Annotated in this window: 14 protein-coding genes and 2 riboswitches; of the genes, 2 read left to right on the forward strand and 12 right to left on the reverse strand. The window is 54.2% G+C overall.

Annotation, left to right across the window (positions count from 1 at the left end):
* Window positions 1-37 precede the first annotated feature (37 nt).
* From sdhB to JOE21_RS12050, 10 genes are all read right to left on the reverse strand, one after another.
* Window positions 38-826, reverse strand: coding sequence for a succinate dehydrogenase iron-sulfur subunit (gene sdhB / locus JOE21_RS12005; protein WP_309866435.1), 789 nt, complete (start codon window positions 824-826; stop codon window positions 38-40).
* On the reverse strand, window positions 823-2,595 hold the full coding sequence (gene sdhA, locus JOE21_RS12010; RefSeq protein WP_309866438.1) for a succinate dehydrogenase flavoprotein subunit: 1,773 nt from the start codon (window positions 2,593-2,595) through the stop codon (window positions 823-825). Before sdhA ends, sdhB begins: the two co-directional genes overlap by 4 nt.
* 18 nt (window positions 2,596-2,613) lie before the next feature.
* Complete coding sequence (locus JOE21_RS12015) at window positions 2,614-3,264, reverse strand: succinate dehydrogenase cytochrome b558 subunit (protein WP_309866440.1); 651 nt, start codon at window positions 3,262-3,264, stop codon at window positions 2,614-2,616.
* Window positions 3,265-3,583: 319 nt separating this feature from the next.
* A complete protein-coding gene (metX, locus tag JOE21_RS12020; RefSeq protein WP_309866442.1) occupies window positions 3,584-4,675 on the reverse strand; it encodes a homoserine O-acetyltransferase MetX in 1,092 nt (363 codons plus the stop codon).
* 108 nt (window positions 4,676-4,783) lie between these two features.
* Window positions 4,784-4,894, reverse strand: a riboswitch (SAM riboswitch).
* Window positions 4,895-4,940: 46 nt separating this feature from the next.
* Window positions 4,941-5,993 (reverse strand): ABC transporter ATP-binding protein, encoded by a 1,053-nt coding sequence (locus JOE21_RS12025; protein WP_309866900.1) that lies wholly within the window; start codon window positions 5,991-5,993, stop codon window positions 4,941-4,943.
* Between the two features lie 267 nt (window positions 5,994-6,260).
* Window positions 6,261-7,178, reverse strand: a complete 918-nt coding sequence (locus JOE21_RS12030; RefSeq protein ID WP_309866446.1) for an ABC transporter permease — start codon at window positions 7,176-7,178, stop codon at window positions 6,261-6,263.
* 3 nt (window positions 7,179-7,181) lie between these two features.
* Complete coding sequence (locus tag JOE21_RS12035; protein ID WP_309866450.1) at window positions 7,182-8,114, reverse strand: ABC transporter permease; 933 nt, start codon at window positions 8,112-8,114, stop codon at window positions 7,182-7,184.
* Window positions 8,115-8,502: 388 nt separating this feature from the next.
* On the reverse strand, window positions 8,503-9,747 hold the full coding sequence (locus JOE21_RS12040) for an aspartate kinase (RefSeq protein WP_309866452.1): 1,245 nt from the start codon (window positions 9,745-9,747) through the stop codon (window positions 8,503-8,505).
* 130 nt (window positions 9,748-9,877) lie between these two features.
* A riboswitch (Lysine riboswitch) is annotated at window positions 9,878-10,053 on the reverse strand.
* Between the two features lie 250 nt (window positions 10,054-10,303).
* Window positions 10,304-10,627, reverse strand: coding sequence for an SCP2 sterol-binding domain-containing protein (locus JOE21_RS12045; protein ID WP_309866455.1), 324 nt, complete (start codon window positions 10,625-10,627; stop codon window positions 10,304-10,306).
* A 222-nt stretch (window positions 10,628-10,849) separates the two neighbouring features.
* Complete coding sequence (locus JOE21_RS12050; RefSeq protein WP_309866903.1) at window positions 10,850-11,281, reverse strand: hypothetical protein; 432 nt, start codon at window positions 11,279-11,281, stop codon at window positions 10,850-10,852.
* Window positions 11,282-11,633: 352 nt separating this feature from the next.
* Here JOE21_RS12050 and tatA point away from each other — a divergent pair, with 352 nt between their 5' ends.
* The gene (tatA, locus tag JOE21_RS12055) at window positions 11,634-11,873 is read left to right on the forward strand and encodes a twin-arginine translocase TatA/TatE family subunit (RefSeq protein ID WP_309866457.1); all 240 of its coding nucleotides are present in this window, start codon (window positions 11,634-11,636) and stop codon (window positions 11,871-11,873) included.
* A gap of 48 nt (window positions 11,874-11,921) precedes the next feature.
* Here tatA and mobA read toward each other — a convergent pair whose 3' ends face one another.
* Together mobA and uvrC are read right to left on the reverse strand one after the other, a co-directional pair.
* Window positions 11,922-12,545, reverse strand: coding sequence for a molybdenum cofactor guanylyltransferase (gene mobA / locus JOE21_RS12060; protein WP_309866460.1), 624 nt, complete (start codon window positions 12,543-12,545; stop codon window positions 11,922-11,924).
* The gene (gene uvrC, locus JOE21_RS12065; RefSeq protein ID WP_309866463.1) at window positions 12,538-14,334 is read right to left on the reverse strand and encodes an excinuclease ABC subunit UvrC; all 1,797 of its coding nucleotides are present in this window, start codon (window positions 14,332-14,334) and stop codon (window positions 12,538-12,540) included. Before uvrC ends, mobA begins: the two co-directional genes overlap by 8 nt.
* Before the next feature lie 143 nt (window positions 14,335-14,477).
* On the opposite strand from uvrC, the gene JOE21_RS12070 reads away from it, so the two are divergent.
* Entirely contained in the window at window positions 14,478-15,443 is a 966-nt protein-coding gene (locus tag JOE21_RS12070) for a hypothetical protein (RefSeq protein ID WP_309866466.1), read from the forward strand.
* Window positions 15,444-15,471 lie beyond the last annotated feature (28 nt).

The following is a 15,471-nucleotide window of genomic DNA, read 5'->3' on the forward strand; positions in this document are numbered from 1 at the left end:
CCCCTTCCATCTCGGGTGGAAGGGGGTTTTCCCGTTTTTATCGGGAAAGCCACTTGCGGAAGATATGCTTGGTGCCTTCGCGGTTCATACGGGCGATGGCGGTAGTAAGCGGAATGCCTTTGGGGCAAGCTTGGACACAGTTTTGAGAGTTTCCGCATTCTTGCACGCCGCCGTCCTCGTAGAGGGCGTCTACCCGCTCATGTTTGTTCATCGCGCCGGTGGGATGGGCGTTAAACAAATCCACCTGTCCCACCGCGAAGGGGCCGACAAAGTTGGAACGATCATTCACATTGGGACAAGCCTGCAAACAAACACCACAGGTCATGCACTTGGACAGCTCATAGCGCCACTGGCGATCCACTTCCGGAATCCGGGGACCTGGTCCCAGATCGTGGGTTCCGTCGATGGGCACCCAGGCCTTCATCCGTTTCAAGGTATCAAACATCCGATTCCGGTCCACCACCATATCCCGCATCACCGGGAAGGTATTCATCGGCTGGACATGGATCGGCTGCTCCAGATCATCGATCAGGGTGGAGCAGGCTTGACGCGGGGTGCCGTTGATCACCATGGAGCAGGCACCGCATACTTCCTCCAGGCAGTTGGCTTCCCAGGAAACGGGAGAGACTTTCTCTCCCTTGCAGTTGACCGGGTTGCGCTGGATCTCCATCAAGGAGGAGTTCACCGTCATATTGGGGCGATACTCCAACTCGAATTCTTCGGTGTAAGGCTCAGAGTCAGGCGAATCCTGCCGGGTGATGATAAAGCGAACCGTATTCTTCTCCGCTTGCGTTTCCGGTCGGGTTGGGGTCGCGGTTTCGCTCATTTCTGCTCCGCTCCCTTCTCTTCGACTTGTTTCGCCACGTCGTAGCGGCGCGGACGCGGCTTGATGAGGGAAGTATCCACATCCTCATAGGAGAGCTTCGGGCCATCCGGGGTGTGATCCGCGATGGTGGTTTTCAGGAACTCCTCATCGTTGCGGTCCGGGAATTCGGGCTTATAGTGTGCGCCGCGGCTTTCGTTCCGGTTGAGCGCCCCCAGGGTGATCACCCGGGCCAGTTCCAGCATGTTCCACAATTGACGCACAAACGAGGCTGATTGGTTGCTGAAACGGGCCGTGTCCCCCACATTGATCCGCTGGTAACGTTCCATCAGTTCCTGGATCTTTTCGTCGGTTTTTTGCAGCCGATCATTGTGGCGGACCACGGTTACATTGTCCGTCATCCACTCACCCAGCTCTTTATGGAGGAGGTACGGGTTTTCATCCCCGTCCATTTGAAGGATGTTCTCGTATTTTTCCTCTTCTTTGGTGCGATAGCTTTCGAAAAGGCCGGAGGACAAGTCGGCGGCGGATTTGTCCAAGCCCCGGATATATTCAAGCGCGTTGGGACCAGCCACCATGCCTCCAAAGATGCAGGACAGCAGGGAGTTGGCGCCGAGGCGGTTGGCTCCATGATACTGATACTCCACCTCGCCGGCAGCAAACAGGCCGGGAATATTGGTCATCTGGTTGAAGTCCACCCACAGACCGCCCATGGAATAGTGAACCGCCGGGAAAATCTTCATCGGGACCTTGCGGGGATCCTCACCCATAAACTTCTCATAGATCTCAATAATCCCGCCTAACTTGATGTCCAGTTCTTTGGGGTCCTTATGAGACAGGTCCAGATATACCATATTCTCTCCGTTGATCCCCAGTTTATCATCGACACACACCTTGAAGATGGCACGGGTGGCGATATCCCGGGGCACCAGGTTCCCATAGGCCGGATACATTTCTTCGAGGAAGTACCAGGGTTTACCGTCCTTGTAGGTCCAGACGCGCCCCCCTTCCCCACGGGCCGACTCGGACATCAGGCGCAGCTTGTCGTCCCCGGGGATGGCGGTGGGATGAACCTGGATGAACTCCCCGTTGGCGTAACGGGCACCCTGCTGATAGACCGCACTGGCGGCGGTTCCGGTGTTGATCATCGAATTGGTCGATTTACCGAAGATGATCCCCGGTCCACCGGTCGCCATAATGACGGCATCTGCGGGAAAGGACCGGATCTCCATACTGCGGCGGTCCTGGGCCACAATCCCGCGGCAGCGGCCTTCCTCGTCCAAGATCACGGAAGTAAACTCCCAGTGTTCGTACTTGGTAACATTGCCGGCTACTTCCCAACGACGCACTTGCTCGTCTAAGGCGTACAGGAGCTGTTGCCCCGTGGTCGCACCGGCAAAAGCGGTACGGTGATGTTTGGTCCCGCCGAAACGGCGGAAATCCAAGAGCCCTTCCGGTGTCCGGTTAAAGGGAACCCCCATCCGGTCCATCAGGTAGATGATACCCGGTGCAGCCTCACACATGGCTTTTACCGGCGGTTGGTTAGCGAGGAAGTCCCCGCCGTAGACGGTATCGTCAAAGTGTTCCCAGGGAGAGTCGCCTTCTCCCTTCGTGTTGACGGCACCGTTGATCCCCCCCTGGGCGCAGACGGAGTGGGAACGACGGACGGGTACGATCGAAAAAAGGTCTACATCGGCCCCCGCTTCAGCCACCTTGACGGCTGCCATCAAGCCGGCGAGGCCGCCGCCCACGATTACAACTTTTTCTTTCATATCGGCAGTGCCCCTTTCTTAGCGCTGAGCCAACTCATTGGTGAACGCAGGATCTGCAAACGACAAAATGGCGGCGATGCCCAGGTAGGTGACCAACACGAACACCACAGCCCAGACGTAGGACGAAATGCGTTGTGCCCGCGGTCCGACTGTGATCCCCCATGTAACGAGGAAGGACCACATTCCATTGCTGAAATGGAACACTGCTGCCACCACACCGATCACGTACCAAATCAGATTGGCCTGATTCGCCAAGAGATCAGCAGTGTGCATCGTCAACTCCTGCGAAGACATATCGGCCAGGGCCACCTGCACACGGGTCTGCCAAACGTGCGTCGTTACGAAAATAAGTGTGATGACACCGGTTACGCGTTGCAACATAAACATGATGTTGCGGAAGGTGCTGTAACTCTTCAGATTGTTTTGAGCCGTGAAAGCGATATACAAACCGTATACGCCATGATAAAGCAACGGCAAAAAGATAAAGAAGATCTCCAAGAGCGGCAGGAACGGAATACTCCAGAGCCACTCCACCTTCTCCTGGTAAACCGAAGCCCCTTGGCTAGCATAGTGGTTTGTCCACAGATGCTCAAGCAAAAAAAAGCCAACCGGGATGACACCCAGCAGGGAGTGAAGCCGCCGGTTGAAAAAACTACGGTGCTTACTCATCACTTGCCCCCCATTTACCCCTTATAAAATTCCAATTACCGAGTGGGGGAAACTTCTCCCCTCAATTAGCATTACCGGCGAAACGCCGGTAACCATCCAAAACCTATTCCCAATATGCGCAAGGACTAGGAAAGAAGAGTTAACTCCTTCGACACATTTTATTGTACTCCCAAGTTTTACAGAGCGTCAAGGTGAGGCTTTTCGCCGATTCCGAAAGCGTTTTCTTGCTTTTTTAGGGGAATGGGACCACCTGCGAGAACGAAAGTCCTAGAAATTGTCACAATTTGAAGCCTGCCCATCGCAGCGGATTCAGCCCTCTTTAATCCGACAGGAACGCTTCAATGCGGGGACCCAACCGGTCAAACTGAACCAGGAACGCATCGTGACCATAATCGGAGGGAAACATGAACAGATCGCTTTGCTTGCCTTCCGCCATCAGCCATCGGTGTATCTCCCGCTGCTGGTAAGCGGGAAACAGTTGATCATCCTCGATCCCCACCATCAACACCGAAGCCTCTACATGCGCCAAAGCCCTTCTGACGCCGCCGCGGCCTCGTCCGATATCATGGGTGTCCATCGCTTTGAGCAACGTTAAATAGCTGTTGGCGTCAAAACGCTCCACCAATTTCTGCCCCTGGTGTCGAAGATAGCTCTCCACCTGAAACAGATTCTCCTTGTCCAACTCCGACCCGTCCCGTTGCAATTCCCGTCCAAACCGATGTTCAAATAAACGGGGGGTCCGGTAGGTGACCATTCCCACCATCCGAGCCACGGACAATCCCCGGACCGGACCGGCGTCCGGATAATAGTCACCACCCGCAAAATCAGGATCCGATCGGATCGCCTGGCGGGCGATCTCGTTGTAAGCAATCGCCATCGAAGTGAGGGAAGCTGATGTGGCGATGGGAATCAACCGCCGAGGCACTTCAGGGTAGAGTATGCCCCATTCCAGCACCATCATGCCCCCCATCGACCCCCCGATCACGGCCTGCAACCGGTCTACCTGCAACCGGATCAGCACTTCCCGCTGCAACCGTACCATATCCCGAATCGTCACGAGTGGAAACGAAGACCCATAAGGGCGGCCGCTTTCCGGGCAGAGGGAAGCGGGACCGGTGGTTCCGTCGCACCCTCCCAGCACATTCATCGTCACCAGAGCATATCGGTCGGTATCCAGGGGTTTGCCGGTACCGGCCAATCCGTCCCACCACCCGGGATTCTCCTGATCACCAACGGCATGGGCGTCCCCTGTCAACGCATGACAAATGAGAATCACATTATCCCGGCCCGGCTCCCAAGCTCCGGCAATCTCCACCGCCACTTCCACTGCTGGTAACACTTCCCCGCATTCCAGAGAAAAGGGACCTATCGCCACCTGCCGTCGATCCACCGGCTTCACCACTGTTCGCATTTCTCAAAGCCTCCTCGTCCATCCCTTGCGCTGTAGAAATACTAAAAGCCCGACCCCCTCCCAAAATGGAAGAGGCCGGGCTGCATCGTTCGCAGGTGTCCGACCCTCTTCCCATCTTCCCGGATCTTTCAGTCCGGCAGGAGTTGGCACCTTTCCCCTAATAAAAGGGTGGTTGCCGCGGCTTCATCGGGCCAGTCCCTCAACCGCTCTGGATAAGAAGAAGGTTCTCGATTTTCCTTATGATATGATGGTTTCGACTTCGCTGTCAAGCCGATCCGTTGCGGGAACGAATCCGAACTTCCGGTCCCTCCATCGGTGTGGCGGCACGGGCCTTTGTTTCAGCCGCCTGGGGGTGCTCCAACCAGCAGGAAACCCGGTGGGTGTCCGACACCGTCGATACCTCCGGCATCTCTTCATGACAGATCACCATGGCATGTGGACAACGGTCTGCAAAAGGACAACCCGCAGGTGGATCAAACAGATCCGGGGGAGATCCCGGAATCGGTGTCAATTCCTCATCCCGTTTCCAATCCAACCGGGGCATCGAACGCATCAATCCCCATGTGTAGGGATGACGGGAGCGATGAAAAATGTCGTTCACCCTTCCCGATTCCACCACTTTTCCTCCATACATGACCGCCACTTGTTGGGCCGCCTCCGCCACCACCCCTAAGTCGTGAGTGATCAGGAGGATAGCCGTTTCCGTTTTCTCCTGTAACCCCTTCATCAAATCCAATATTTGTGCCTGTATGGTCACATCCAACGCGGTAGTCGGTTCGTCCGCGATCAACACCTTGGGATTGCAGGCCAGGGCAATGGCGATCATGCCCCGCTGACGCATTCCCCCGCTGAATTCATGGGGGAACTGGTTCACCCGTTTCTCAGGAGTCGGAATTCCTACCAGCCGCAACATTTCTAATGCCCGCTTGCGGGCTTGTTCCCGATTGAATGATTGATGCCACATCAACCCCTCCATGATCTGCTTCCCCACAGTCATCGTAGGATTTAACGAGGTCATCGGATCTTGGAAGATCATTCCGATCTCCGAGCCGCGAACCTGAAACATCTCCTTTTCGGATACCCGTGCCAGATCACGGCCGCCAAAGCGGATCTCCCCCGCTTCCATCCGCCCCGGCGGAGAAGGAATCAAGCGAACGATTGCTTGAGCGGTTACACTTTTCCCGCTTCCCGACTCCCCCACGACGGCCAAGGTCTCCCCTTTGGCCAATTTGAGATCCACCCCCCGAACAGCGTGAACGGGACCGGCGTGGGTATGAAACGTGACGTGCAAGTTTTTGATTTCCAATATCGGTTCCATCACACCAACCTCTCCTTCGGGCGAAGTCCCTTACAATGTTGTCCTAGTACTACAGTTGCATTTGTACGAAGAGTCTATATGAGCGTGGGTTGATCGGGCTGGCGGGCTGTCTTCGATCTCTTGCAAAAAGCGCATAGTGAGACCGGGAGCGAAGTGACTCAGGCGAAACTTGTGCTCTGTGAGTGCAAAGGCTCTCCGCCAGCCATACCAACCCTCTCTCGTTCTTGCGAAAAATTGAATTACCAGACAGACCCTAGAGGCTACCACTCATCTGCGCATTTTCGGATCCAGGGCGTCTCGAAGTCCGTCTCCCAGGGCGTTAAAGGCCAGGAGTGTCAGACTGAGCATAAACGCCGGAAAAAAGAGACGCCACCATTCATCGGATAAAATCACGACCAAAGCATCGTTGATCATCGTACCCCAGCTGGCGATGGGAGCCTGCACCCCCAGCCCGAGAAAACTGAGGAAAGCTTCCGCAAAGATGGCGCTAGGAACGGTGAACGTCAGCATCACAATGATCGGCCCCATCGCATTGGGGATCAAGTGCTTACGCATCAACCTGCGGGAATCGGCCCCCAATGTACGGGCAGCCAACACAAACTCCTGTTGTTTCAGTTGCAGCACTTGCCCCCGGACCAGACGGGCCATATTGAGCCAACCGGTCGCCGTCAGGGCGATTATAATCGTCAACAATCCTGGCCCCATCACCACTAGCAATAGAATCACCACCAACAGGTAGGGCAATCCCCACAATACATCAACAATCCGCATCATCACTTCATCCACCCGTCCCCCTTTGTATCCGGAGATTCCCCCGTACAGGACTCCGATGACCAGATCGATCATGGCGGCAACCACGCCGATGGTCAGAGAGATACGGGCACCGTACCAGGTGCGGACAAATACGTCGCGCCCCAGTTCATCCGTTCCAAACCAGTGCTCTGTGGAAGGGGGGGCGTTTTTATTGTTCAGTTGATTTCCGTAGTATGTATAGTCGGTGAGAAACGGCCCGAAAATGGCCAGTAAAAACAATGCCAAGATCGTGTAAAGGCCGATCATGGCCAGCCAGTTTTGCCGGAGCCGCCTCCAGGCATCCTGCCAATAGTGGACGCTGGGCCGCTTCAACCCCTCCGCTTCCTGCCCTCGTTTAGGTGCCGGTTCAAACCGCTGTGCGGGAATCGACATCGATCAAGCCCCCTCCTTGGCGCCGATTTTAATCCGGGGATCCACCAGGCCATAGGTCAAATCGACCAGAAAGTTCATCCCCACCAAAAAGGCGGAATAAAAAATCGTAGTGCCCATGATCATCGGATAGTCACGGTTGGCGATACTCTCTACAAAGTACGCTCCGATCCCTGGAATCGAAAAGATCTGTTCGATGACAAAACTGCCGGTTAAAATGCCGGCTGTCAGGGGGCCGAGGATCGTCAATACCGGAATAATGGCGTTACGTAAGGTGTGTCGAGTGATTACCCGCCAAGGCGGCAGCCCTTTGGAACGGGCCGTCCGTATATAATCCTGGCTGATGACATCCAGCATACTGGAACGCATCAACCGCGTAACTAAGGCCAAGGGAGTGAATGCAAGCGCCATCGCCGGCAGAATGGTTTGGTCGAAACTTCCCCAACCCGCAATCGGCAGCCAATCCCACTCCAGTCCCAGATATTTTTGCAACAATGGTGCGATGACAAAGTTGGGAATGGAGATACCCAATACCGCCAACACCATCAGTGTGTAATCCGGAAGGCGGTTTTGCCGTAAAGCGGCGACGGTGCCCATCACAATTCCGGCACAGGTAGCCAGAATGAGGGCTTGCGCCCCCAACTGGGCCGATACGGGAAAACCGTCCGCCAGCATGTCGTTGACGGAGCGGCCCATGTGATTGATCGAGATACCGAAGTCCAGCTTCAGCAGGTTACCCATATAGATCAAATATTGTACCGGCTTCGGCTTGTCCAGGCCGTATTGGGCTTCCAGGTTGGCCAATGTCTGTTCCGGCAGATTGCGGTCCGAGGTGAATGGATCCCCGGGAATGGCGTGCATCAGCCAAAAGGTAAGGGTGGAGATCAACCAGAGCGAAAGAAGCATCAAACCGATCCGTTTTCCGATATAACGCCACATCCGGTACACCTCCGCCGATTTTTCCGATGAATTTCACTCTTCTTACATCTTGTTCGACGATCCATCCATTTTCCCCTGTATCACCGCCGGAGAGCGAAAGAAAAACCCCCGACATTCATCTGTCGGGGGCCAGATTGATGACAAAGTAGGCCCGGGGCCCGATTTTCGTCTCCGCACCTCTTTCCTTCTCACCGATGAGGGGAAGTCCGCTCCGTCTCCTTCGGACTCAACCAGCGGCCAATAGAAAAGCAAGGTGGCCGCTAAACGGTTGGGTCCTACGGAGACTCCACTGGGGGTTGGTCAAAGGGTGCTACGCTGAAAATCGTTCCCCTCTTCCCTTATAAGGAGTTTATCGGGGGCAAGTCTTGTGCCGGATTTCTCCCAGGATTCAGGAAGGAACGGCGACCAGCGCTTCTTCCTCCACGTCCAGTCCAAACGCGCTGTGCAACTCTTTCACCGCCTGGGCAGCCTGCTCCTTAGCAATCACGCAGGAAATTTTGATTTCCGATGTGGATACCATTTTGATATGGATGCCCGCCTCACTGAGAGCGGTGAACATTTTGGCAGCGACACCGGGATTGGTAACCATACCGGCCCCCACTGTGGAGACCTTGGCCAGCCCGGTTTCCGACAGCACTTCCAGATAGCCCAATTCGCCTTTCAAGCTCTCGATCACTTCTTTGGCCGACTCCCACTCATCTTCATGTACGCTGAATGCCACATCGATCCGTTCTTTTACGTGCTCACTGGTGACAATCATGTCTACATTAATGTGGGCGTCAGCCAGACGGCTGAACAGCGTTGTCAGGCTCTCGGTAGCATTGGGCAGCCCCAGGACTTTCACCCGGGCTACATGAAGATCGTGAGCCACTCCGCGTACGTTCCATACTTCTTCCATTTGTGCTGCCTCCTTCACCCAGGTTCCTTCTTCGTCCACAAAGCTGGAACGGACCACCAACGGCACGCCGTGAGTCATCGCACATTCCACGGAACGGGGATGCAGCACTCCCGCACCCAAATTGGCCAGTTCCAACATCTCTTCAAAAGAGATCTCCTCTAATTTGCGCGCCTGGGGCGCCAAACGGGGATCTGCCGTAAATACGCCGGTCACATCGGTAAATATTTCGCAACGATCCGCTTGCAACGCAGCCGCCAAAGCCACAGCGGTGGTATCGGAACCGCCGCGCCCCAATGTGGTGATATGCCCATCCGGTGAAATACCCTGGAAGCCGGCCACCACGACCACCTCTCCCTGATCCAGGCATTCCCGCAACCGGTCCGTATCAATCGATTCGATCCGCGCTTTTCCATATACGTCATTGGTGTGAATTCCCGCTTGCCAGCCGGTCATGGGATGAGCTTTCACCTCCAGCTTCTGCAACGCCATGCTCAACAGCGCAATGGTCACTTGCTCACCGGTGGTTAACAGCACATCCATTTCACGCTGAGACGGGCGGTCGGTGATGTCCTTGGCCAAACCCACCAATTCATCGGTGGTTTTCCCCATGGCGGACACCGTCACAACCACTTGGTTCCCTTCGCTGGCGGTACGGGCCACCCGCTCCGCCACCTTCTGGATCCGTTCCACACTTCCGACGGACGTTCCTCCAAACTTCTGTACGACCAGTCCCATGGTTTGCGCGATCTCCTCTCTTCTCTTTCGGGCTTTTTGTTCGGTGAGGGTCTCACCTCAAATAATAAAAGCGACAGCGGGAATTCCAGCTGTCGCCTACCTGACGGTTCGACCAGCCTCACTGGCTCCCTTGTGAGTTAGTGCTCCACGAAAACCCGTTTCGTGACAGTCCCGCCCCTGTTCGGTGACGGACCCAGCTTCCTCCCTGCGGGGGGATTCCACTTCGGCGATAGTCCCTTTCCCGTTCTTTCCCCGGCTCCCGCGCCTCGGGAACGGTACTGATGACCACCGCGCCTCTACTACACATGTGTCGTGAGGTACTATTCTTTTTCATAACATGCGGTCCGGAAAATGAAATCAGGCATTTGAAGTTTTCCGCCGCATCTTTATTCATGATGCTAACACATCCACAAGAGAGGAACAATCCCACACTGGACGATTCTGCGCGTGTAATCGCTGGAAATATACCATGAAAGATAATCAGCTGGTGGATCTTCCCTGTTTCCGGCAATCGCTGAAAGATGCTGATGAATGGAAAAATCCCCTCTTCAAAATGTTATTGATACGTCTTCAAAATCGCCTGCAGCTTAGATGCCAGTCCCAGATTTCCTTTCACTTTCAGTTTTCCTGTCATCATAGCAGTAACCGGGCTCTGCTCACCCCGAACCAGCTTAGCCAGAAGATCCTCACTGGCCAGGAGGGTGCAAGCCGCTTCCCATGGCGTTCCTTCGGCGTATTCCGCTTGTCCTTCCTTCAATTTCACCTGGTGTTGTCCGCCTCCATCCAGATCAAACTGGAAAACCGCATCCACCCCTTCAATACCGGCAGGATTCTGATTAGCCTTGTCCACCAACTCTTGAAACAATGGTTGAATCGACATATACGACACCCCTGATATTTTTATTTGAATGAGTATTCATTCATTATGTGTGCGTAGTCATTTTAAATTTTGAGCAGGATGCTGTCAACCCGTCTTTTGGTGGATAAACCGTTTCATTGGACGGATCCGATCGTTTCCCCGCTCCACGTAATCTGGAATTTACAGTCCTAATCGTAACAGAAAAACCCCAATCATAGGGGTTTTTCTGTAAAGCAAATGACATCACAGCCTTGATTGCCCTGTCATTTGCATCATCATTTGTTTGGCATATCGCAAGTGTTTTTCCGTATAATCCTGCCATTGAATGATGGTTTCAATGAAAGGTTTATACGCAGCGACAGCAGCGTCTTTCATGACTTGTAAACCGGCTCTTACGTTACGGTCTTCCTGTTCGGCATTTTGTATACAAGCGTTTAGGGTTTTCAATATGGAGACCGCTCGCTCTCCGGTCAATAACCTTTGTGCGGATCCGGCTGCTGTCACGCGATGATAAGACGCCGGAACAAGATGCTTATGCATTTCCACATTTCCCTTTAAATCTTTCGTTTCGGGTATATGAAACAACTGAGTACTCATGGAACAAACCATTTGTTCCCCATACAAGCTACGGTTTATCTCCATCACTACGGAGTGCCACGGTTCATTTTGCCTCATTAATAACACTTCAACACCTCCTTAGCTCCCGGAGAATGGGGTCAATCGCCTGTGGATATGGTATGTTGGGTTTCTCCATATGCTACTCAGATCCATATGGGGATCAAGATTTGAAAAAAAATCCAATCCGCTTTTGCCGCCTAAGAGCGATCCATATCCCGAATGGAACGAACAGGCGGCAGGAAATCCGTTTGATGCGATTGGAATACGGACATGGGACCAAACTCGCATGGCGGATTGGTGACGCTTATGGGCCCGGTAGTTGCAGTGAATGGACGATCGGGTATAATGGGGATAGTAAAGTGGACACGATCCCATCATGTACCGTAGTGGGATTCAGGAGTGAAACGAAATGCCTTTTGGTAACATCGGTCTATCCGGGTTTCTTCTGATTCTCTTGATCGCCTTGCTCCTGTTCGGCCCCAGCAAACTGCCGGAGCTGGGAAGGGCTGCTGGCCGCACCTTGAAAGAGTTCAAGGACTCGGTTTCGGGCATCAATGACGACAACAAAAAGAGCGAACCGGAAACGACAAAACCGGAAACCCGCGATGCACAAGGGGAGCTGCCGGGCTCCACTGACGTAAAAAAATGACAACCCTCCCGCCTATTGATGGCGGAAGGGTTGTTTTTTCATACATCATCATTTCCATTTCCTGGCCCGCTTCAAATCAGATGGCCGGTTCATATTAAACAAGGCCCGTTCTGGATCAATCGACGGCGGAAAGTCCGCTTCATCCAATACATGGATGGAAATCATCGAACGCAACGCTTGCAGTGAACGTTCCCCGTTTTTGAGCAGCGCTTCCCCCACCGGGAGACAGCGGCGGTGATAACAGGCAAACAGGGGATGGAATTTCCCGCCCGTCCGGGGAATGACGGCGTCGGAACCGCTTTCGACGACGGCACTCTGGTACATGACGGCGGCCAGCTCCCTCGAAACAAAGGGCATATCGCAAGCAACCGCCAAGTTCCAATCGTGACTGGAGGCCTGCAACCCGGCAACCAACCCGGCCAAGGGTCCCGCCCCCGGCCATGGATCCCGCACGACCGGCCAACCCCATTCCGTAAAAGGGTGGAAACGATTGGCCACGATAAACGGCTCCCACTCCCCTCGCCCATGAAGGCGGTGGATCACGCGGCGTGCAAGGGGCTCCCCGTCGAAATCCAACAGTGCCTTATCCGTTCCCATCCGCCGGGAGGCCCCTCCAGCCAACAAAATCAGGGCCCCTTTCCCTTCATTGGATCTCATGCTTGATTTACTCATGCGCTTTCTCCGCTTCCGCACGCTGGAGCGCTTCCCGGATCTGGCGGGCCAGCTTGTCACCGATGCCCGCCTGACGGTACTCTTCTACAGGAGCTTCCGCCATCCGCTGGATGGAACCAAAATGTTTATACAGCATCTGCTTCCGCTTCTCCCCCACCCCCGGGATCTCGTCCAGAACGGAGTGGATCATGGACTTGCCCCGGGCCTGGCGGTGGAACGTAATCGCAAACCGGTGCACTTCTTCTTGGATTCGTTGCAACAGATAAAATTCACGACTCCCCCGCTTTAACTCCACCTCAACGGGCGGATCGCCGAACAGTAGCTTGGCGGTTCGGTGTTTCTCGTCCTTTACCAAACCGGCGACGGAAACGTATATGCCTAATTCGTTTTCCAACACGTCCAGCGCCGCCGACATCTGCCCTTTGCCCCCGTCAACAATCACCAGCTCCGGCAGGGGAAGGTCTTCTTTTAAGACGCGGGTATAACGGCGGCGAATCACTTCCCGCATCGTCTCATAATCGTCGGGTCCAGCAACCGAACGGATTTTGTACTTGCGATACTCCTTTTTATCCGGGACCCCATCGGTGAAAACCACCATCGCCGACACCGGATCCGCCCCCTGAATGTTGGAGTTATCAAACGCCTCCACCCGCTTGGGATAGCCGATCCCCATCGCCTCGCCCAATTTTCGGGCCGCTTCCACAGTCCGGTCCTGGTCCCGTTCCATCAGCTGGAACCGTTCCTTCAGGGCAATTTCAGCATTCTGTGTAGCCATATCCACCAGCCGTTTTTTCATACCCCGCTGAGGAATATGGACATGTACCCCTTCCAACCACTGATCCAACAACTCCGCATCCACGCCGGACGGCAGGTGAACCTCCCGGGGAAGTGTCGGTTTCTCGTGATAAAACTGGGTGACAAAGGAAAGGAAATCCTCTTCCTCCTCACCATAGTGGTGGAAGATGGAGACATCCCGTTCAATCAGCTTTCCCTGACGGACAAAAAACACCTGGACACACATCATTCCCTTGTCCGCCACATAACCGAATACATCCCGGTCCAGCGCATCATTCAGTGTGACGTGCTGCTTTACCATCACGGTCTCGATGTGCCGGATCAGATCGCGCAATTCCTTCGCCCGCTCAAAGTCGAGCGCTTCAGCCGCTTCATCCATCTTTCGCTTCAGATCCCTCTGTACTTCCTGATGGCCGCCGTTCAGGAATCGAATAATGTGACGAGTCATCTCCTCATACTGGGATGGATCCACATCAAACTCGCAGGGAGCCACACATTGCCCCAGATGATAGTACAGACAGACTCGCTTAGGAAGGGTGCGGCACTTGCGCAAGGGATACAGTTTATCCAGCAGTTTCTTGGTTTGTTGAGCGGCTTGGGCGTTGGGGTAAGGGCCGAAATAACGGGAGCCGTCCTTTTTCACCCGGCGTGTCACCTCCAGCCGGGGATGTTCTTCTTTTGTTAAGCGAATATACGGATACGACTTATCATCCTTCATGAGGACGTTGTAGTGAGGGCGATGCCGTTTGATCAAGTTGGCTTCCAGAACCAGTGCGTCGATCGCAGTCTCCGTAACGATATATTCAAAATCGGCAATCTGCGAAACCATGAGTTGGGTCTTCCCGTCATGGCTGCCGGTAAAATAGGATCGGACGCGGGATTTTAGACTTTTGGCCTTTCCCACATACAGGATCCCGCCGTCACCATCCTTCATCAAATAGCAGCCAGGCTGGTCCGGCAAGAGCGAAAGTTTTTCTTTTATCGCACGTTTCATCATGGCTCCCTCCCTTTCTTATGGTACCACAGGAACGGATGTTTCTCCTTTCTTCTCTTTCGTTCTTGCCTGCGGGTTGTCCTGACATCTAGGAAGGGCTAACATAGATTTATCACACATCCGCATGATGGGAGGAATCCTCCATGGTGGAATCTTTTCGATTGATCAACCGTCATGGTATGAAAATATGGATCAGCGCGCTGTTCGGCGGTACCACTGTCGCAATCCTGCTGCTAATTCCACATCTGTTTATGGCGCTTTTACTTCAATCCGAATGGTCATCCCTTATGGCCCAAGGAAAGACATGGCTCGATTCCGCCGGTTCCTGGCGGGAGATGGCCGCAGAAGTTTTCCGTAACGTTCAGAACGGGGGAATCACCCTCCTCAGCTATGGAGTCCTTGTCTCATTGTTCACCCTTCTTTCCTTCTCCTTCTTCGTTTCCGGATTGATGGGTGTGGTCCGTCAAGCCGCCGTGGAACAGCAAGTATCCCTCGGCCACTTTTTTTCCTTCGGATTTCATTACGTGTTTCGGATGCTGACATTGGTCGTTCTGCAAATGGGGAGCATCGCCCTGCTGTTGGCCGGATGTTGGGTTGCCTGGTCCCTGGTACCGGGAGAATGGTACTGGCAAGCTGCGTTTGCGACAGCAGGCCTCACCCTTTTCCTGGTCCTAACCGCTGCTTTTTGTCACATGGCCGTCGTGATGTTCGCCGAAGAAATGGGAGTGTTCCGCTCCTTCGGATATGGTTTCATCGCCGTTTTTCGCCGATTCGGCTCCACCCTCGCCTCCCTGCTCGGCTCATGGTTCGCCGGGATCGGCGGAGCGACGCTGTTGACCTTTTTGTCCGTTTTTCCCTGGTTAGTGCTGCAGTTCTTTGATGACAGAGCAATCACCCTCATTGTCGGGGTGATATTTGGCAGTCTGCTGGCGATTATGTTGGGAACTTTCCCATCCATCTTAGCCTTGGCTGTATTGTTCCAACGGTATTTGACCCATATCCAGGACGACCTGTTTCCCGAAGACGATATAGAACCGTTGCTGCTGCAGCCGTTCACCGACGAGGAAGAGATCGCTGCGGCGCAGGAACCGTTCGATTATAGACGGTAAGCCGTGATTACATAGACAACACATATGA

This window comes from Desmospora profundinema, assembly GCF_031454155.1.
Lineage (GTDB): Bacteria > Bacillota > Bacilli > Thermoactinomycetales > DSM-45169 > Desmospora > Desmospora profundinema.